This is a genomic window from Bacillus sp. EB106-08-02-XG196, assembly GCF_013396335.1.
Taxonomy (GTDB): domain Bacteria; phylum Bacillota; class Bacilli; order Bacillales; family Cytobacillaceae; genus Neobacillus.
In genome coordinates, this window is the sequence record NZ_JABWSY010000011.1 from 152,682 (window position 1) to 171,818 (window position 19,137).

Here is a 19,137-nt window from a genome sequence, read left to right on the forward strand (position 1 = left end):
GGTTCGGACACCATGACTTTTAAATTCATCAATCTTGTCTGAAGTTGCGACAGGTTCGGACACCATGACTCTTAGATTCATCAATCTTGTCTGAAGTTGCGACAGGTTCGGACACCATGACTCTTAGTTTCATCAAGCTTGTCTGAAGTCGCCTCTGGTATTTGTACAGAAAGCAACAAAGTTTACGAAAAGAGCCTTATTATTTTTCATTACTACCTTTCTAGCCGGTACTCAAATTCTATTTATTTCATAGCACTTTAACTGAATTTTCATTTATAATTGATTCAAGATAATAATAAATTACAAGGTGGGGGCAATGTGTCGAAGATAATATACACAAATGGGTTAATTTATACGCTGGACTCCAATCAACCTGTGGTTGAGTCGGTTGTGGCAGAGAATGGCAGGATTATAGATTTAGGTTCACATCACGAAATGAGCTTACAATGGGGAAGAGCTGGAGCAAGAGTAGTCGATCTCCAGGGGAAAATGGTTACCCCAGGACTGATAGACAGCCACTTACACATGTCAGGTGTGGCATTTAATTTTTTGGACTTAGATTTAACGGGGGTTACATCGAAATCGGAAATGCTCGATAAAATAAAGCAAAAGGCGGATAGTGTTGCTCCTGGGAAATGGTTAATTGGTATGGGCTGGGATGAGAATCTATTTACAGAAGGATCTATTCCTACTATTGAGGAACTAGATTATGTGGCACCACATTGTCCTATTTACCTAAAAAGAATTTGCCACCATGCATTTTTAGTAAATAGTAAAGCACTGGAAATGAGTCAGTATCATCCTTTGATGGAAGTTCCGAAGGGCGGCAGTGTTGTATTGGATCCACATACAAAAAAGCCTACAGGAATGCTATTGGAATCTGCTTCACGGATCGTAACCAAACATATCCCAGACAAAACGTACGATGAATTAAAAAATGGTTTGGGTTATGCGATGAAATTTGCTATCAAAAAAGGATTAACCAGCGTACATACCAATGATCCTGCCTACTTAGGCGGACTTGATCAAACCTATCGTATGTATGATGAATTAATTAATCAGGAACAAAAAGGGCTCCGCTGTAATCTTTTAGTTGATTATCCTTACCTGCCTGCATTAAAGGAAAAAGGAATGTTTACTGGATACGGGAATGAGAAATTGCAAATTGGTGCCATTAAAATATTTGCAGATGGAGCATTTGGACGAAGAACAGCTTTGCTTTCAGAGCCTTATAGCGACGATCCAAGTCAATTTGGAGAAGCGATGCAAACGCAGGAAGTTCTTTTTAACATTGTAAAAGATGCACGGGAGCAATCCATGCCAATTGCTGTTCATACGATTGGTGATAATGCGTTGGAAGATGTTCTCGATATCCTGGATCAATTTCCAAAGGTGAACTATCGTGATCGGATTATCCATACTTCGTTAGTAAGGGAAGATTTAATTGCACGATTAGCGGATCCAAGTATCGTTGCAGATATTCAGCCGCGATTTGTTGTGGGGGATTATCCATGGATAATCGACCGGATAGGAAAGGAGCGAGAAGCTTATTTATACGCATGGAAATCCTTACTATCAAAAGGGGTTATCTGTGCAGGCGGCTCTGATGCACCCGTTGAACCTGTTGATCCATTGCTTGGTATTCATGCTGCTGTTACTCGGACAACACCTGGGAAGCCAGACATTTGGAATGGGGATCAGAAAATTTCGATGCTTGAAGCCGTAAAGTTATTCACAATCGGTGGAGCCTATGCTACAAATGAAGAAGCTATAAAGGGCACCTTATCAAGAGGGAAGTTAGCCGATATCACGGTGTATTCTAAGAATATCTTTACAATGGAAAATCCTGACGAACTTTTAGATACGAAGATTGAAATGACCATTATTGACGGGGAAATTCAAAAAGTATAGAAGCAAAAACTAGAGCATCGGATTTTGATGCTCTTTTCCTATTTTTAACGAAATTGCAAAATGAAAGAAACTTACTTATAAATTTTTCATAAGGGATAAATTGGAATTGAAAATGGAAGAATATTTAATAAAAATATGCTGATTAAACATTTATTTACAAATGAAGGAACAAGTGTCAATAAACGGTTTCGTGGCAGAATTACCAAGAGCATTAGTCAGGGATGAATTCACATACCCAAAACCTTTTTACCAGATAAACACTAAGTGAGGTGTCTTTTTTGTTAGTTAAGTTTAAATATAAAGAAAATTCTACAATTTTTTTAAAAAAAGATTACCCTGACATTTTACCAATTATGGCAATGGTCAAGGAAAAAGTTGCTTTGAGCTATTTACATGATTTGGAAGGGGAAGAAACTGTTTATGGCAGGTTTTACGATTATGAGTACATAATCGAATTCCATTCTGGGGAAGTAGTGGAAAGTTTATTAGTTACTATTGATTGTGTTGATAGTAGTTTGAACAATTAGTTGATTCACTTTCTTATCTTCTTAATTACGTTAATCACAGCAAGTATCCAAAAAATAGAAAGTACTGTATAAGTAAATAGACTTATTGTAGGTGAGACATCTAAAGTGCCTAGTAAAGTTCTGATATTAGTTAAGATAATAATTCCACCTACCAGAGTTCCTAATAGATTAGTAGGCATTACCTTGACTAACCAAGCAGCAATTGGAGCTGCAATAATACCACCAATCATTAATGCAACTACCCATTGAATATTAATTTGAGACCATCCTAGGGTTAAAAGAAATCCTAGTGTAGATGAAACAGCAATTGCAAATTCACTTGTATCTACTGAACCAATTACTTTTCTTGGTTCCATCGTGTTGCTTGTTAGTAATACAGGTGTTGCGATTGGACCCCATCCTCCTCCTCCAGTAGCATCAAAAAAGCCAGCAATAAAGCCGAGAGGTATCATCTGCTGTTTTCCCATTTTCTTTTTTGATAATTGTTCAGAAGGATTAAATTTAAATAGAAAACGATAAATGACAAAGACACCCAAAATTAACAGAAAAAATGAAACATAGGGTTTAAGAATGTCACCAGGGATACTGCCTAAAAAACAGGCACCTATAAAAGCTCCAATAGAACCAGGTATAATTAAACTGTAGACAACATGTTTATCCACGTTTCCGAATCGAATATGCGAAACCCCCGATGCAGCGGTAGTAACTACTTCTGCCATGTGAACAGAGGCAGAGGCAACAGCGGGTGCAATACCAAACATAAGTAATAATGAAGTTGAGGTAACTCCATAGGCCATACCCAAGGAGCCATCTACTAGCTGTGCTACCAATCCAATCAAAGCAAGAATTATTAGCCTTCTCATAACAACCTCTCCTTTTGAAAAATATCCTCAATAGCCAAATAAATTGGTAACTATGCTATCACATGAATTAGACTTATTATAATGTTGACTTATCTAATACAGTTTCTTTCCTACAATATGAGAGGACAAAATAGAGGGTTCCAGTATATCTAAATTACCATTAGCAATGGTTAGTCTAAATGGTAAATAGCCGCATATTTTTAAATGAAGAGGTGGTATAAATTGAATATTGTGGAGACTTCTTTACCAGGGGTAAAAATAATTCAACCCGAGGTATTTGGTGATCATCGCGGATGGTTCATGGAAACCTACAACAATGCTACGTTTCAAGCGGCCGGAATAGAGACACGATTTGTTCAAGATAATCAATCGTTTTCTATCGGTAAAGGAACAATAAGAGGAATGCATTATCAATTAAACCCTAAAGCACAAGCTAAGCTCGTTCGATGCACGAATGGGGCTATTTTTGATGTGGCTGTAGATATTCGAAAAGGAAGTCCAGCATTTGGAAAATGGGTCGGTATTGAACTTAGTGCAGATAATAAAAAACAATTATTTATCCCAAAAGGATTTGCACATGGATTTATGACATTAACAGATAATGCAGACGTTCAATACAAGGTTGATGAGTTATATGCTCCAGAGTGTGACCGTGGATTTTTTTGGAATGATCCCCAAATTGGAATCGTTTGGCCTATTGATATTACTCCTATATTATCAGTGAAAGATGAAAATACACCACTCTTATCTAAGGCTGAAAATAATTTTATCTATGGAGAATAAATGATGAAAATTCTAGTAACAGGTTATACAGGACAACTGGGGTATGATGTTGTTCGAGAGGGAGTAATCCGTGGAATTGACATGGTTGGCATAGGGTCAAAAGATTTAAACATTACGAATGGTCCATATGTTTACAAATATATAAAGGAAATGAAACCCGATGCGATTATTCATTGTGCAGCCTATACTGCAGTAGATAAAGCAGAAGATGATAAGGTGAACTGTTGGAAAGTGAATGTGGAAGGTACTGCAAATTTGGCTAATGCAGCAAAAGAATTTGCTGCGAAGTTTATTTATATTAGTACCGATTATGTTTTTGATGGATTAGGAAAAGTTCCATTTATCGAAACGGATGTTCCTAACCCAGTTGGATTTTATGGACTATCTAAATATGAAGGTGAAAAAGTAGTCCAGTCTCTTTTAAACGAATGGTTCATTGTGCGAATATCATGGGTATTCGGGATGAATGGCAGCAATTTTGTTAAGACAATACTTGAGTTATCAGAAACCCATGATGAACTAAATATTGTGGGCGATCAGGTGGGTTCTCCCACCTATACATTTGAGTTGTCACGCTTATTATTAGATATGATCCAAACAGAAAATTATGGTATATATCATGCAACGAATGAAGGGTTTTGCAGTTGGGCAGAATTTGCCAAAGAAATTTTTTATATAACGAACAAAACGACCAAAGTAAATTCCATTTCATCAGAAGAATATCCCACAAGAGCCATTCGTCCAAAAAACTCCCGCATGTCTAAACAAAAGTTAATCGAAAATGGTTTCAATCCATTACCTACCTGGCAGGAATCATTAGAACACTTTTTAAAAACTTTAAAATTGGAGGGGATATAATGGCAAACAAAAAAATCCTTGTAACGGGTGGAGCAGGATTCATAGGTGGAAATTTCGTACAGTATATGGTAAATAAATACCCCTTCTACGATATTTATAATTTAGATTCATTAACGTATGCAGGTGACTTAACAAAGCACTGTGATATTGAAAAAAAAGAAAATTACCACTTTATACAAGCAGATATCATAGAGCGAGAGACAATTTTCTCTCTTTTTATAAAAGAAAAATTTGAATATGTTGTCCATTTCGCCGCAGAAAGTCATGTCGACCGATCGATAACAGATCCTGGAATATTTCTTCATACGAACGTGTTGGGCACTCTAACATTACTTGATGCTGCAAAACAATTGGGGGTTAAAAAATTTGTCCATGTTTCAACTGATGAGGTATATGGTGAATTAAATGTTGATCCAACCACATTTTTCACTGAAGAAACTCCACTCCAACCAAATAGTCCATATAGTGCAAGTAAGGCATCGTCTGATTTATTAGTACGTGCTTATCATAAAACATTTGGACTTTCAATCAATATAACACGTTGTTCAAATAATTATGGCCCGTTCCAATTTCCTGAAAAATTAATACCGTTAACAATTTCAAGGGTACAAAAAGATGCAATGGTACCCTTATATGGTGACGGCAGTAATATTCGAGATTGGCTGCATGTACGAGATCACTGTGCAGCTATTGATCTTGTACTACATGAAGGCGTAAATGGTGATGTGTATAATATTGGCGGTCATAATGAGCAGACGAATTTAGAAGTGGTAAAAACTATAATTCATATGTTAGGAAAATCTGAAGAGTTAATTGAATTTGTAGCAGACCGCTTAGGGCATGATAAACGCTACGCTATTGACCCTTCTAAGATAGAAAAGTTAGGTTGGAAACCAGCTTATACATTTAAAACAGGGATTGCTCAAACGATTGATTGGTATCTTAATAATAAATGGTGGTGGGAGCAACTAATCAGTGGGAATGCCAATTTTACTTTAAAAAGTAAATAGTCTTTAAATAAAGGGTTTGATTAAATAACCAAACTACAAATGGTTTTTAGGTCTATGTTAATTGGTGAATTTTTTCCCAACGTCTCCTTTAAAGACTATTCTAAAAAGTTTTAAGTGGAAAGTTATACCAAACACTTTCTACTCATAACTTTATAAAGAGTGATTATTAAATGGAAAGGGATGTAATCAATGAAAGGAGTAATACTAGCTGGAGGAAAAGGAACTCGTTTAGAACCTTTTACCAAAATACTGAATAAACACTTGCTCCCAGTTGGCCCTTATCCAATGATTTATTGGCCTATAAGTAAATTAAAACATGCAGGAATCAAAGATATTTTAATTATTACGAATAAACAACATTTAAGTCTTTTTATAAAATTGTTGGGAAATGGTGATGAATTAGGTGTTAATTTGTCCTATAACATTCAAAATGAAATCGGTGGAGGTATTGCAGATGCGTTAAAAGGTGCAGAAGAATTCGTTGTTGATAAGTTTATCGTTTTGTTAGGGGACAATCTATTTGATGACGATTTAATGCCCTTTATTGTTGACTTTCAAAAAGGACATCAACAGGCAAAAGTACTATTAAAAGAAGTGATGGACCCAGAAAGATATGGAGTTGCATTATTAGATCAAAGACAAACTTCTATTATTTCTATTATTGAAAAGCCTAAAAATCCTACATCAAGGTTATGTGTTACAGGAATTTATTTTTATGACAAATTAGTTTTTAAATTAATTGATTCATTGCTTCCTTCGAGTCGAGGAGAAAAAGAGATTACTGATTTAAATAATCTTTATATTCATAGAAATGGTCTAAGCTTTGACATTTTAAAAAACTGGTGGTTAGATGCAGGAACTCATAATGCATTATTTAAAGCTAATAAACATTTTTATGAAAGATAAATAGAAACTAAATCTTAAAATAACAGAACCAACGCCTTAGAAAAACTTTTTTGATTAATTGACCAATTACAATTTACTTTATTTCTTAAATTACCAATTATGAATTTTATTAAATCTTAACTTATATATATAATATATGTTAATGGAATTAAATAAAGATTGGAACTAAATTGTTTTTTATCTATATTAAGTTATTGGTCAAAATGAGGTAAAAAGTAATTTCCAAGTTGTTTAACATTAATCGGTACACAACATCCAATTAATCTATCTGTTTTTCCATTTTTCAAGATCGGTCTTATAGCAACAACTAAACATACATTCTCATTAGTAATAGGAAATAAAAATTGAAGCATTTCGTGACCGTTCCATGCTTTATCATAAATGGCTGGAAGCTTATCTGCCAAATCTCGTTTTATAGGAAATTCGGAACATGTCTTTCCGATTATATCTTCACGTTTTAGTTTTATGGTATCTAGCATCATGTGATTTACATTTGTAAAGATAAATGAATTATTTATCTTTTTAACTTCAAACCGGGTCTTGTCATGTACATTTTCAAAATCGTTTATAAGCATACTGATAAGATGGGTAACGCTAATTTCATGCATAGTAAGGCACCTCTTTTTATAAAGATTATCTTATCTTACTTATAATTATGATTCTATAATATAAATATCATTAAAAACATAAAAATACATTACAATTTTCCTATGATTTTTTTACTAATTAAATATAGGAGATGCAATACGTCATCAACATAGTTTATAAATAAAAATTTTAAGCGTAATTTGGTAATTATAAAAAAGACAACAGGTCATTGACCTGTTGTAAAAGGATGATTTTTTCAATATAAGTATATGCCAGTTTTTGGTGTTGTGAACCAATTTTTATTTTTTTTTGCTATAACTACCAATAAAACAAGAAAAATATACCAATTATTAGTAGTTCAAGCTAAAATTAATAAAAAAGAAAGTGAGGACTGGCTACGTGAAAGGCAAAATTAAAGTCCTTAGGAAGAAACATCGTGATACCTTAAAGGATTTATCCAACAAAATAAATTATGATTATAGTAACCTTTCTAAAATAGAAAGAGGAATTTATCAGCCATCATTGGAATTATTAAAAAAGATTGCTAACGTTTACAATGTCGATATGAATTATTTTTTCGATGACTTTAATGACTATACTTCAGGCGAAAATAAATTTTTGGGGGAACTCGATATTTCTTCTCATGAAGAACTATTGAAGAAATACAATCTCGTGTTGGACGGCAAGAAGCTTTCAAAAAGTGAACTTGAATTTGTAATCGAGGTTATACGCAATCTACGAACTACCTTTAATAACGATAACCAAAACTAAAATTAAAAATTCAGTAAGTCCCACCAACTAATTTTATACATATTCTAATCCTAGCAGCTCAACAAATGACCTCCATACTATTTGGAGGTCTCAGGGGCTTATTACTCTATAGACCTCCACCAAATTAAAATAAATACTTTATTAAGGATCGTATTACTTTTATACCCAAAAAACAATTCTAGTGCAACCGTACAAGCAAAAATAAGTCTCATTCATAAAATAATATTATGAAGTGAGGTGATTTTATGTGTTTATGCCATGAGTTTAATAAACGATTTTCACCTAATGGCTTGTACCAGGGAAGAGTTGTTCAACCAACAATTGGTAAAAATGTCAAATTAGTTTCTCCACAAGCAATGGTGAAACAAACAACACAAATGTATAAAAGGTACGGGAAAAACAAGTAAATATGCATGTAAAAAGCGATTGTAGTCAACAGTCGCTTTTTACATAAAACTTTACCAAAAACAGTGTCTTTTTTGGGGGGAATAAAATGAATTGGAAAATAGAAAAACCAATTTTCTTGGTAGGTAGCATGCGTAGCGGAACCACACTGCTGGCTGACTTGCTGGGCGGCCACCCATATATTATTCATTGCCCGTTTGAATTGCGTAAGGTTTGGTCTAAGGTTGGAAATATTCCGATGGCCTCACCGAAAACTTTAGATCGAGAATGTCCTTGCTTAAAAGAAACTGACGTCCAACCTGGTCAAGCAGTGCGATTATCACGTGCATTTATCAGTGAAATGAAAAAAAATAAAGGCCGTAAAAATATGAATCATGCATTCCTTTTAAATAAAAATCCCCACTTAGGGAATAAGTTGCCGTTAGTCAACGCCCTTTTTCCTGATGCAAGGTTTATTTGGATTTACCGCGATATGCCAAGTGTAACAGCTAGCCTTAAAAAGATTCTAAACAGAAAGGTGATTCATTACTGGCCTGAAAAGAAAGATTTGGAAACAGTCAGATGCTGGGAATGCTACTTTAATGGTATTCCGGCCCATCTAGATCGAAACCGCTGTTTTCCAGGAGGAGATATTAATTATTTAGCAGAATATTGGTATGAAACTAACAAAGCCATTTCGGATTTTTCCCATTCCGTTTCTTCAGATCGGATTTTCTTAATTAAAGAAGAAGAGTTAATAAGAGAGCCTGAAAAAGTTTTAACAGATTGTCAGGCCTTTTTAGGTATTCCAATCAATCTCCCCACAAACCTCATTAGGAAAATTGACAGGAATCGGAATGACCTTTGGAGTAAAAGGCTAACAGAGATTGAGATTTTTTCACTGTTAAATTTTGTGCAGGAATACGGTGATTCTTTAGACTTTATTTTTCCGGAGGGCAATTTTTTCTCAAGATATAACGAGATGCTATTAGCTTTAAATAAGTCAGAAAGGGGAGGTTAAATCAACTGATATCGGCAAATCATCGCAGTAAAATGCTATAAAAAACTTGATGTTTAAGAAGACTTTTGTCATGTCCGACACTTTTTCTGCGATACGTCATCATTGCTCCCATATGTAAATTGCGAAGATTGGATTAAATTGCCCGCCATAATTATACTCAAGATGAAGGACCGAAATAGGAAAAAGCGCGAGTACTCCAAATTGGCTCGCGCAAAATGGCATCGATCTTTTTCAGTATCCATTTTATTCATCCTCACTGTGTATGGAAAAGACAGCATTCAAGCCATACTGTTCGAGAGGAAATTCCCACAACAATTTTTGTTGAGATAAATGATAACAAGCAATCCTTGTTGGTAAAACTTCATGCTCCTGTCCAAAGAAGTCGGTATCATCCAATGGATTACTGGAGGGCCGTACTCTTGTAAAACCTACAATCACGGTTTGATCATCAAGCACTTTAATCCCTCTGCACCAGCCTAAATTCTTACCAACACTGGTGAAACTATTTAAATTATATTCATTTTTTACTTTTAGGGTTTTAACATCAACCGTTACTATATGTCCACTTACTTTTGTAAAATAAAGGGTGTCTCCAACCAAAACACCATCATGTATAAGTGCTCCTCCGATTTTAATTTGTTGATTGGGTTTCGTTAAACATATGGCGTCTTTTTGTAAGCACCGGGTTACCCATATATCGTTACCGATTAGGAATACATAATTAGGATGCGATTGATGGGGTTTCGTAGTAAGGACCTTTCGATAATCGGCGGTTCTAGAAAAGCGTTCCCATGGATTTTGTCCCAGAACATTCCACTCCTTAAGAATAGTGCCATTTTTATTAACCTCCATAACCATATCCAAACCAGTATTAACAACAAGGTAATTTCCATTATGGTTCGGCCGGATATGATGAACATCATTAAAGTATGGTAATGACAAATATCCTGTCTGTTTCAGATTAGGTAGAGAAAAAATAAGTATTTCTGTTTGTGTGCATACGTATAACTGTTTGTTTTGTACAGTTCCTGCTTTAAAGACGATAGAAGGGTCATGAAAAGGGCAAACCTCTGGGGGAGAGATATATTCTAGACGTTTTATGAAATGCTGGCTGTCCATATCTAATTGTACAATTACCCCTTTTTGATACTGATGCCATTCCACTGCTACTCTGTCCTTTTGTTCTCCACCGACAATATATAACTTTTTCACAAAATTCCACCTCGTTGTTCGCTATTCAATTAATTTTTCATCTGTAATGCTTGATGATAAACAGATATCGTATTATGAATCATTTTCTCAATTGACCAATTGTCGATTGCCCAAATTTTCTCGTTTTGTGATAAGGTTTCCCGCAGTTGTTTATTTTCCATAAGATTCTTTATGTTTAAATAGAGAGCATGGCTGTCTTTCTTGGGGGAAATCAGTCCAGTGACCCCATTTTGGACCATTTCCGGAATCCCTCCGGCGTCGGAGGTGGCAACTGGGACTCCAGCAAGTTGTGCTTCCATAACGGCATATGGCATATTATCCTGCAAACTTGGGAAAACAAATAAATCTGTCTCCTTTAATATGGATGGGACATTTTCTTGATTTCCAAGAAATTTTACGTGTCCTCCAAGTCCTAGTCTATTTACTTTTTGTGTAAGCTGATTACGAAGAGGGCCATCGCCAATTAGCCAGCAAACCCAATCTTGCCGCTGGTGTTTTAATTTGGCAAGCGAGTCTATTAGAAATAACTGCCCTTTTAATGGGATTAATCGGGCAGTACAAGCGAGTATAAATTTATTTATTGGCTTTGTAATTGAGGGGGGCAATTCCATTTTTCGAGTAAACGCTGCTGTATCAATCCCGTAGGGAACGATGGAAAATGGTTGATTCTGCTGGATTTTATATTGACTTAGAAATACATTTTTTAACCAGTGTGATGAAATAATGCAAATATCACTTGAAGATACCGCTTTAGACTCAACATCCATCATCTGCCTCCAGACAGAGGTGTTTTTTGTTATTGCACCATTGATTAACATATTAAAAGCTAATGAGCCATGTAATGAACTGACTAAAGGGACATTATTGGGCCTTATTTGAGAAATGGCTACTGTGGGTATAATACCCTGTGAATGAATGAGGTCGTACTTTTCAAAAGGCAAACGAGCAGCCGCTGCTCGATAAACGGCAACCTGGCTTTGTGTAGTCATTTGCTTTTTCTGTTTCTTTACGAAAGGATTATAGTAAAAAACATCGACAAGATGCCCTTGAGATTTCAATCCTTGTACAAGTTGTTCAATATAGGTTGAAACACCGATTTTTCCTGAATAGGTAATCGATGTAATAAGAATTTTCATGTGTTTCTCCCTCTTTAATAGAAATTAATGCATTTTATGTGAGTTTCCTAGCTTAGTTATTTCAAATTTCTACGGTAAAAATTTAGAATATCAAGTAATGACGATTCAAATGAAAATGTAGGTTTCCAGCCTAATTTCATTAGTTTTACCGGAATTATTTCAGCCTTTTGTTCTAATATCTCATTAGACTGAGATTTCAGCTCAAACTTCACGGTTGTAAATAATTTCAACATGTTAATGATTTCATTCAGCGAGTGGTTCTTTCCTGAGGCTATATCATAGATTTCTCCAGACTCGCCCCTTAAAAGGAGAGTTTCATAAGCACTCACAGCATCCCTCACATCGATAAAATCACGTTCGGCATTTGGATTATTCACTTCAAGGACCTTATCTGCTTTATTATTTTCCATGTCTGCTACCTTTTTGGCAAAAATCGAACATACACCGTTTGAGAAGCCTGGTCCCATTAAATTGGAGGGTTTAGCAATTACAATATGCATATTGTATAAAACTGCCCATGATTGAGCTATTAGTACTTGAAGTGTCTTGGTTAAACTATAGGGGTGGATAAGAGTTGATATATTTGCTGGGTTAAATTGAAGGGCTGAACCTGCAACTACGATTTTACAAGCTGGATTTTCTTGACGAAGTGCATCAATTAAATAGGCAGTAGATAGGGAGTTTGCTTCTAATGAAGAAATAGGATCTATCCATGATTGCCCAACGTGATTTTGTCCAGCTAAATGAAGAAGGTAGTGGGGTTTGACTTTATGAATTAAATTATTTACTTCATCTTTATTTGTTAAATCACAACGTTCAATACGAACGTCGTTATTTTCATAAGTTTTGTTATTTATTATGGCTGTAACATCAAAACCCGCCTTCACAAAATGTTTGCATGCGTGCTGACCTGTAAATCCACTTGCCCCTGTAATTAACAATTTAAGCCGTTGATTCATCGCCTTTGCATCCAATCTCTTAATTCTACTAACATATCTTCATATGGTGGAATCAAGTATTGAAAATCTGTTCTGGTGCTTTTAATCGTTCGGTCGAGCACTACTTCATGATCTGGAATGATTCTCACATCATTCTTTTCAAAGACCTTTTGTATCATTTTTAATAGTTCATACTTTGAAACTTTTGTATCTGAACCTAGATGATAAAGGCCAGTAATATTATGCATAATCATTTTTTCCGTTGCTTTGGCTAGTTCAAGTGTTGTTACACCATTCCATAAAGCTTTCGTATATCCTTTAATTTCCCCGGCTTGCTTCATAAACCATAAAAATAATCCAATCCCATCTTCTTTTAATTCCGGTCCTATGATAGAAGTACGAATGGTTAAATGTTTATCACTAATAATTTCTCCTAAACGTTTTGATTGAGCATAAACAGAAGTACCATCGGGGATATCATCTTCAATATAATCACCTTTTTTTCCAGAAAAAACACAATCTGTACTGATATGAATTAGTTTTCCTTGATGGCGCTCAATCAATTTCATTAATTGGTGTGGTAATAAGCTGTTTACTTGAAAAGCCAATAGGGGGTCATAACTAGCTTGTTCATTTAAAATGCCCACACAATTGATGATAATATCAGGTTTTATCATTTCAATAATTTCTTCTAGTCTTGCAAAATCAGTAACGTCGAGATAATGGCTGCTTTGGTCTTTTCTAACTCTTGATGTATAGAATACTTCATACGCTTTTTGTGTGAAATAGGCTGTCATTACATGTCCCGCCATTCCTTTTCCACCAAGAATCAATAGTTTCATTAGATAAACCCGCCTTTTATTAACATCTCTTTAATTTCCTCTTTGCTCATTAATCCTGTACTAGAATTATAGCTTTCTAAATTTACAGGGGGATATTGTGCATAATGTTCCTTTATGCCAGTAATATTAATGGCTGGCAAAATAACAAAATATTCTTCGTCATAAGCAACCGTCATTGTACTTTCATATGCAGAAAGAAGTAATTCATGTATTTTCTCTCCTGGTCGGATTCCGAGGGTCTCAATCTCAATATTTTCCTTATTAGAAGCCTCTATTAATACCTGGGCAATGTCAATAATCCTGCAGGCAGGCATCTTCATGACAAAGATTTCCCCCCCGATGCTTTCAAAAGTTGCCTTAAATAATAATTTAATTGCATCCTGTACGGTTAAGAAAAAACGCGTCATTCTTATATCTGTAATTCCAACTTTTTGCTTTTCTTGAATTTGCCTTTTAAACACATGGATGACACTCCCATTTGTCCCTAATACATTTCCTCCTCTGATACATACAAACTTCGTATTGGTATTTAATGTATTCGCATGAATAATTAGTCTTTCGCCCATAGCTTTTGATAACCCATAGAAATTGGAAGGGTCTGAGGCTTTATCAGTAGAAATATAAATCACTTTTTTAACATTGGAGCTAATAGCAGCATCTATTACATTCTGCGTTCCAATTACGTTTGTTTTTAATGCTTCGATGGGTTGATCCTCGCATACCGGAACATGCTTTAAAGCAGCTAAATGAAAAATATAATCGACTCCTTGGCATGCTTCTATTAATGTGTCTTTCTCTTTTATATCTCCAATAATAAAATGCAATGTTGGATTATGGTCGAACTCTTGTTTCATGGCAAATTGACTGGTCTCATTTCTTGAAAAAATTCGGATTTCCTTCGGATTGTATGTCAAAAGCTGTTTAACTAATTCATGTCCCCACGAACCTGTCCCGCCTGTAACGAAAATAATTTTATCTTTAAACAATTTCCATGCCTCCTAACAAAATTTTAATCACTTTATCCGAAACGTTTTTATGGTCGTATCCTTCAGGGTAGGACCATGTTTTTGGTTGAGTTACCATAACATGAACACAATCAAGTATCTTATTTGCATTTATCCCTGATAGCATGTTGCTTCCACATTCAATTGTTTCGGGTCTTTCTGTGGTTTTACGAATGGTTACTGTTGGTACGAAAAATAAGCAGCATTCTTCCTGGACTGTTCCACTATCTGTTAACACACAAAAAGCGTTTTTTTCTAGTTTGACAAAATCAAAAAAGCCAAAGGGTTCATGAAATTCAACTAATGGATGAACCGCTATTGATGAATTGCTCTCTAATCTCGATTTTGTTCGAGGATGAATACTGCAAATTACCCTTTTTTGATAGTTCTCAGCAACCAAATTAATTCCCTTTATAATTTCTAGTAAGCGGTCTTCATGGTCGACATTTTCAGCACGGTGAGTCGTGACTAAAAAGTAGTTTTCTTTTTTTAACGATAGCTTGCTAAGGATATCACTTTGTTCTATTTGTTTTTTGTAATTCTCTAATACCTCATAAATGGGATTGCCGGACAGAATAATTCGATTTGAAGGAATTCCTTCCTTTACTAAATTCTCTTTGCTTTGAGGAGTATAGGGTAAATTAAAACTTGAAATGGCGTCGATCACACGACGGTTCTTTTCCTCCGGAACTTCAAGGTCAAAACAGCGGTTGCCAGCTTCCATATGGATAACTGGGATCCCCATTCTTTCTGCTAAAATTGCACTTAATCCGCTGTTTGTGTCACCTAAGACTAATACTTTATCTGGTTTTTCCTTTAGTAGGATGGCCTCAAGACTTTTAAACATTTCCGATAGCTGCTGCCCTAAGGTTTGCTGATGATCCTGCAATACAAAATCAGGTTTTCTAATCCCTAACTGCTCAAAGAATATATCACTCAATGACGAAGTGAAATTTTGTCCTGTATGAACTAAAGTGTGCTGTTCAGCAAAATAATCTAATTTTTTTATAATCAGGCTTAGACGAATAATTTCAGGGCGAGTCCCTAAAATGGTCATTATTTTCACTGTATTATCACCCCTTAGTGGAAGAGTATTTTGATTTTCTTTTCATGCTTGGCCTTTTCTTTCTTAATAGATTATGCGGGTATCTTCTTGTTGCAATGGCAACCTATTGCTATGTTCACCAATTGAATTTGATATATTTACCAATTCGCTATTATTTAGTTGAAATACATAGGTCAGCTTGTACGATTTTTACATCATTTTGATAGTTTAAAGTCAAAGAGTAGGTCAAGGGGGGAATAGGGGAATCAAGCAAAAATCTTTCGAAAAAATAAAATGCCCCCGTCATCGACTGCTGTTGCTGACAGGGGCCGGCAAGTATTATTCGATTTGTTACTGTTTACGGTTATTATAAGAATTATAGATATGAATAAATTCAGGATCAGGAATAGAATAATTGCTAGGAAGCCTGCTGATAATCAATTCCCACATTGCTTTGTCTTGTTTTGGAGCGAACATTAAAAGTTCTTGTGGAGTTAAAAATCTCATTCTATTCACCGTTTTTTCTTGTTGATTTCTACTTCTAATTCTTGGATTGGGACGTGAAGGTTTTACCCTCTGTCTTTGCTGTTTATTCCTATGAGCTGGGATAACGGGTTGTGTTTGCTGTTGAAATGTCCGTGATGGTCTAATAGTTTGTCTTTGCTGTTGAAATGTTCGTGATGGTCTAACAGTTTGTCTTTGCTGTTGAAGTGTCTGTGGTGGTCTAACGGGCTGTCTTTGCTGTTGAAGTGTCCGTGATGGTCTAACGGGCTGTCTTTGCTGTTGAAGTGTCCGTGATGGTCTAACCCGCTGTCTTTGCTGTTGAAGTGTCCGTGATGGTCTAACGGGCTGTGTCCGCTGATGGTATGTCCGTGATAATCTGACGGGTTGTCTTCGTGGTTGATGTGTAAGTGATGTTCTACCCATCTGTCTTATCTGCTTAATCGGTCTTCCGTATTGATTGTAATGCTGTGATTGCTGAATAAGTCTTGTTTTCAATTGATTTTCCTGAGGCCAATTCTTCCATCCATGATTGAAATTTGTTTTATTTATTTTCACGTAACATCTCCCCCTTTTTTTATTTTAATAACCTGATCATAGATAGCTAATGTTTGGTCAATCATTTTCTCTAAGGCCCATTTCTCTTTCCCACACTTTAGGGCGTTTGAGGCCATGACATTTCGAAGATGCCCGTTTTCCAACAATTCATTTATATTATGAAATAAGGATTCGCTGTTTCCTCTTGGCGATATTAAACCAGTTTGCCCATGGATGACAGCTTCCGGCATTCCGCCTGCATCCGTAACCACAACAGGTTTGCCGGCTATTTGTGCTTCCATAATGGCATATGGGAAGGATTCTTGTAAGCTTGGAAGCACACAGATATCCGCATGTTTTAAGATAGCTGGAATATTCTCTTGGGAGCCTAGAAACTTTACGTTTTGATCAAGGTTTAATTTTCTTGTTATGTTTATTAATTGAGTTCTTAAATTACCGTCTCCGACAAGCCAGCAAACCCAATCAGTACGCCTGCGTTTGAGTTTGGCCAAAGCCTCTAATAGAAATTTGTGCCCTTTAATAAAAACCAATCGAGCCGGACATACGATAACGGTTTTTCCAGTGGGAGCGATGACAGGGGACTTTTCAGTCATTCTTTTTTGAAACTCTTTGATATCCTGTGCATATGGAATAATTTTCAAATGGTTGGCTTCAACATTGAAATCGTTTGTTAACAGATCCTTTAGCCAATTGGTTGCAACAATTGTTACATCACTTGATGCAGCACCGATATACTCTTGCCATTGCATATATTTCCAATCAAAATTTTTTTTGCTATTAGACAGACGATTTTTAGTAAAGGAATTTCCTTTTTGTATGAGATATTCAGTCGCTATACAGCCATGAATACTTGCAACGAGTGGAGTTTTTTTTGGTTTAACACGTGATAATAGTCGGGTTGAAAAAATATCTTGGGTATGAATTAAATCATAAGTTTCTAGATTAAAATAAGTGGCGGCCATTTCAAAGCAATGTCGGTCCCTTTCACCATTTTTATAAATGGGGTTAAGATTCCGAAAATAATATTGAAAACATTTATTTATTACCTTATTTATTTTAGTAAGGTCAATATACTTGCCGGTATTTACCATATGATATCCATTTAAAGTTGGATGTTTTGCAAGAATATCAACCTCATGTCCTTCTATTTCCAAACCGTGTTTTAATTGTTCGATGTACATGGCTGATCCCCCTATAACAGGGTGCTTCCAAAAAGTCGATAATAAAATTTTCAAGTCTGACACCTCTTTTACACGTTACAATATGCTATGGCACAGACAAAAAAAAGACTGGGCGGGTACTATTTTTTCTGATCCGTTTCATTAAGGTTGTTCGATGCACTAAACCCTTATCGATTAGGTCTGTTTTATGTTTTATGATGGAGAGCAGGTGTAACAAAAATTATAAATGTAGAATGACCATTTTAATTGATGTTACATACATTACTAAGGACAACTATAACACCGGGTAATAAGAGATTTTAAAATTATAGTTCTAATCATTGTGATTTGCTATTTATCAAACCTTATTTTTTAGGAGGCTAAAAAGATGGGACCAAAAGTCTCAATTATAATTCCATTTTATAACTGTTCCTTTGTAGACCAGGCCATTCAAAGTGCATTAAGTCAAACATACAAGAATATAGAGATTATTCTTGTCGATGACGGGTCGACCATTTTCACTGAAAAGATTACTCCGTTTAAAGGGAAAATTGGTTATTTGCGGAAGGAGAATGGAGGGACTGCCACCGCATTAAACTATGGTATAAGTGCTGCTACAGGAGAATATATTGCGTGGTTAAGTTCAGATGACTATTTTCTTCCCGAAAAAATTTCTAAACAAATGTCTTTTATGCTTAATCTTAATGCAGATGCAAGTTTTACAAATTACCAGTATATTGATGAAAATAATCAGGTGTTAATCCCTTGGAGCGGCCTGCGTTTTTCGAACATAAAAGAGATTTACAATGCCTATCTCCAATATAACGTTATTAATGGTTGTACAGTGCTTATTAAGAAGGACATTTTCAAACATTTAGGGGTTTTCAATCCTTTTTACCGTTTTACACATGATTACGAAATGTGGTTTCGTTTATTAGTGAATGGCTATAAGTTTTATTATTTAGATGAAAACCTCACAAAATTCAGGACACACAAAGATTCAGGCACAAACAAGCATCAAGCAGAAATGAAAAAGGAAATGGCTATAATTGAAAGTATTTATCGCCCAATTCTGGCCGAATACATTAAACAATTGTAGAATAACCGAATAACAAACAA

Annotated in this window: 19 protein-coding genes; 9 read left to right on the forward strand and 10 right to left on the reverse strand. The window is 35.4% G+C overall.

What is annotated here, in order from left to right:
- Window positions 1-318: 318 nt before the first annotated feature.
- Both MLOOGBEN_RS18145 and MLOOGBEN_RS18150 read left to right on the forward strand, forming a co-directional pair.
- Window positions 319-1,911, forward strand: a complete 1,593-nt coding sequence (locus tag MLOOGBEN_RS18145) for an amidohydrolase (RefSeq protein ID WP_179159674.1) — start codon at window positions 319-321, stop codon at window positions 1,909-1,911.
- Between the two features lie 278 nt (window positions 1,912-2,189).
- Entirely contained in the window at window positions 2,190-2,438 is a 249-nt protein-coding gene (locus MLOOGBEN_RS18150) for a hypothetical protein (RefSeq protein ID WP_179159675.1), read from the forward strand.
- A gap of 5 nt (window positions 2,439-2,443) precedes the next feature.
- Here the strand turns inward: MLOOGBEN_RS18150 and MLOOGBEN_RS18155 are convergent, their stop codons facing one another.
- Window positions 2,444-3,301 (reverse strand): sulfite exporter TauE/SafE family protein, encoded by an 858-nt coding sequence (locus tag MLOOGBEN_RS18155; protein ID WP_179159676.1) that lies wholly within the window; start codon window positions 3,299-3,301, stop codon window positions 2,444-2,446.
- 222 nt (window positions 3,302-3,523) lie between these two features.
- On the opposite strand from MLOOGBEN_RS18155, the gene rfbC reads away from it, so the two are divergent.
- From rfbC to MLOOGBEN_RS18175, 4 genes are all read left to right on the forward strand, one after another.
- On the forward strand, window positions 3,524-4,084 hold the full coding sequence (gene rfbC / locus MLOOGBEN_RS18160) for a dTDP-4-dehydrorhamnose 3,5-epimerase (RefSeq protein WP_179159677.1): 561 nt from the start codon (window positions 3,524-3,526) through the stop codon (window positions 4,082-4,084).
- A 3-nt stretch (window positions 4,085-4,087) separates the two neighbouring features.
- Window positions 4,088-4,942, forward strand: coding sequence for a dTDP-4-dehydrorhamnose reductase (gene rfbD, locus MLOOGBEN_RS18165; protein ID WP_179159678.1), 855 nt, complete (start codon window positions 4,088-4,090; stop codon window positions 4,940-4,942).
- Window positions 4,942-5,952 carry a dTDP-glucose 4,6-dehydratase gene (gene rfbB, locus MLOOGBEN_RS18170; protein WP_179159679.1) on the forward strand — a complete coding sequence of 337 codons (1,011 nt, stop codon included), beginning with the start codon at window positions 4,942-4,944 and terminating at the stop codon, window positions 5,950-5,952. Before rfbD ends, rfbB begins: the two co-directional genes overlap by 1 nt.
- Before the next feature lie 189 nt (window positions 5,953-6,141).
- Entirely contained in the window at window positions 6,142-6,858 is a 717-nt protein-coding gene (locus MLOOGBEN_RS18175) for a sugar phosphate nucleotidyltransferase (protein ID WP_179159680.1), read from the forward strand.
- 191 nt (window positions 6,859-7,049) lie between these two features.
- Here MLOOGBEN_RS18175 and MLOOGBEN_RS18180 read toward each other — a convergent pair whose 3' ends face one another.
- Entirely contained in the window at window positions 7,050-7,466 is a 417-nt protein-coding gene (locus MLOOGBEN_RS18180) for a transcriptional regulator (protein WP_179159681.1), read from the reverse strand.
- A 379-nt stretch (window positions 7,467-7,845) separates the two neighbouring features.
- Here MLOOGBEN_RS18180 and MLOOGBEN_RS18185 point away from each other — a divergent pair, with 379 nt between their 5' ends.
- A complete protein-coding gene (locus MLOOGBEN_RS18185) occupies window positions 7,846-8,217 on the forward strand; it encodes a helix-turn-helix domain-containing protein (protein WP_179159682.1) in 372 nt (123 codons plus the stop codon).
- Window positions 8,218-8,710: 493 nt separating this feature from the next.
- Window positions 8,711-9,622 (forward strand): sulfotransferase family protein, encoded by a 912-nt coding sequence (locus MLOOGBEN_RS18190; RefSeq protein WP_179159683.1) that lies wholly within the window; start codon window positions 8,711-8,713, stop codon window positions 9,620-9,622.
- Between the two features lie 243 nt (window positions 9,623-9,865).
- On the opposite strand, the gene MLOOGBEN_RS18195 is transcribed toward MLOOGBEN_RS18190, so the two are convergent.
- The 8 genes from MLOOGBEN_RS18195 to MLOOGBEN_RS18230 all read right to left on the reverse strand — a co-directional run bounded on the left by MLOOGBEN_RS18195 (window position 9,866) and on the right by MLOOGBEN_RS18230 (window position 18,102).
- Complete coding sequence (locus MLOOGBEN_RS18195) at window positions 9,866-10,834, reverse strand: hypothetical protein (RefSeq protein ID WP_179159684.1); 969 nt, start codon at window positions 10,832-10,834, stop codon at window positions 9,866-9,868.
- 29 nt (window positions 10,835-10,863) lie between these two features.
- A complete protein-coding gene (locus MLOOGBEN_RS18200; protein ID WP_179159685.1) occupies window positions 10,864-11,970 on the reverse strand; it encodes a glycosyltransferase family 4 protein in 1,107 nt (368 codons plus the stop codon).
- 56 nt (window positions 11,971-12,026) lie between these two features.
- Entirely contained in the window at window positions 12,027-12,929 is a 903-nt protein-coding gene (locus MLOOGBEN_RS18205) for an NAD-dependent epimerase/dehydratase family protein (protein ID WP_179159686.1), read from the reverse strand.
- A complete protein-coding gene (locus MLOOGBEN_RS18210) occupies window positions 12,926-13,750 on the reverse strand; it encodes a dTDP-4-dehydrorhamnose reductase family protein (protein ID WP_179159687.1) in 825 nt (274 codons plus the stop codon). The genes MLOOGBEN_RS18205 and MLOOGBEN_RS18210 overlap by 4 nt, the downstream gene beginning before the upstream one ends.
- A complete protein-coding gene (locus MLOOGBEN_RS18215) occupies window positions 13,750-14,736 on the reverse strand; it encodes a polysaccharide biosynthesis protein (protein ID WP_179159688.1) in 987 nt (328 codons plus the stop codon). Before MLOOGBEN_RS18215 ends, MLOOGBEN_RS18210 begins: the two co-directional genes overlap by 1 nt.
- Window positions 14,729-15,820, reverse strand: coding sequence for a non-hydrolyzing UDP-N-acetylglucosamine 2-epimerase (gene wecB, locus MLOOGBEN_RS18220; protein ID WP_179159689.1), 1,092 nt, complete (start codon window positions 15,818-15,820; stop codon window positions 14,729-14,731). Before wecB ends, MLOOGBEN_RS18215 begins: the two co-directional genes overlap by 8 nt.
- A gap of 330 nt (window positions 15,821-16,150) precedes the next feature.
- On the reverse strand, window positions 16,151-16,858 hold the full coding sequence (locus MLOOGBEN_RS18225) for a hypothetical protein (RefSeq protein WP_179159690.1): 708 nt from the start codon (window positions 16,856-16,858) through the stop codon (window positions 16,151-16,153).
- A complete protein-coding gene (locus tag MLOOGBEN_RS18230; protein ID WP_368737800.1) occupies window positions 16,855-18,102 on the reverse strand; it encodes a glycosyltransferase family 4 protein in 1,248 nt (415 codons plus the stop codon). Before MLOOGBEN_RS18230 ends, MLOOGBEN_RS18225 begins: the two co-directional genes overlap by 4 nt.
- 304 nt (window positions 18,103-18,406) lie before the next feature.
- On the opposite strand from MLOOGBEN_RS18230, the gene MLOOGBEN_RS18235 reads away from it, so the two are divergent.
- Window positions 18,407-19,117 (forward strand): glycosyltransferase, encoded by a 711-nt coding sequence (locus MLOOGBEN_RS18235; protein ID WP_179159692.1) that lies wholly within the window; start codon window positions 18,407-18,409, stop codon window positions 19,115-19,117.
- The last annotated feature ends 20 nt before the right edge of the window (window positions 19,118-19,137 follow it).

What these genes read in the sequence shown, in the direction of transcription:
- MLOOGBEN_RS18155 (WP_179159676.1), bottom strand. Translation starts at nt 3,301, where the DNA reads ATGAGAAGGCTAATAATTCTTGCTTTGATTGGATTGGTAGCACAGCTA.
- rfbD (WP_179159678.1), top strand. Translation starts at nt 4,088, where the DNA reads ATGAAAATTCTAGTAACAGGTTATACAGGACAACTGGGGTATGATGTT.
- rfbB (WP_179159679.1), top strand. Translation starts at nt 4,942, where the DNA reads ATGGCAAACAAAAAAATCCTTGTAACGGGTGGAGCAGGATTCATAGGT.
- MLOOGBEN_RS18175 (WP_179159680.1), top strand. Translation starts at nt 6,142, where the DNA reads ATGAAAGGAGTAATACTAGCTGGAGGAAAAGGAACTCGTTTAGAACCT.
- MLOOGBEN_RS18180 (WP_179159681.1), bottom strand. Translation starts at nt 7,466, where the DNA reads ATGCATGAAATTAGCGTTACCCATCTTATCAGTATGCTTATAAACGAT.
- MLOOGBEN_RS18190 (WP_179159683.1), top strand. Translation starts at nt 8,711, where the DNA reads ATGAATTGGAAAATAGAAAAACCAATTTTCTTGGTAGGTAGCATGCGT.
- MLOOGBEN_RS18200 (WP_179159685.1), bottom strand. Translation starts at nt 11,970, where the DNA reads ATGAAAATTCTTATTACATCGATTACCTATTCAGGAAAAATCGGTGTT.
- MLOOGBEN_RS18205 (WP_179159686.1), bottom strand. Translation starts at nt 12,929, where the DNA reads ATGAATCAACGGCTTAAATTGTTAATTACAGGGGCAAGTGGATTTACA.
- MLOOGBEN_RS18210 (WP_179159687.1), bottom strand. Translation starts at nt 13,750, where the DNA reads ATGAAACTATTGATTCTTGGTGGAAAAGGAATGGCGGGACATGTAATG.
- MLOOGBEN_RS18235 (WP_179159692.1), top strand. Translation starts at nt 18,407, where the DNA reads ATGGGACCAAAAGTCTCAATTATAATTCCATTTTATAACTGTTCCTTT.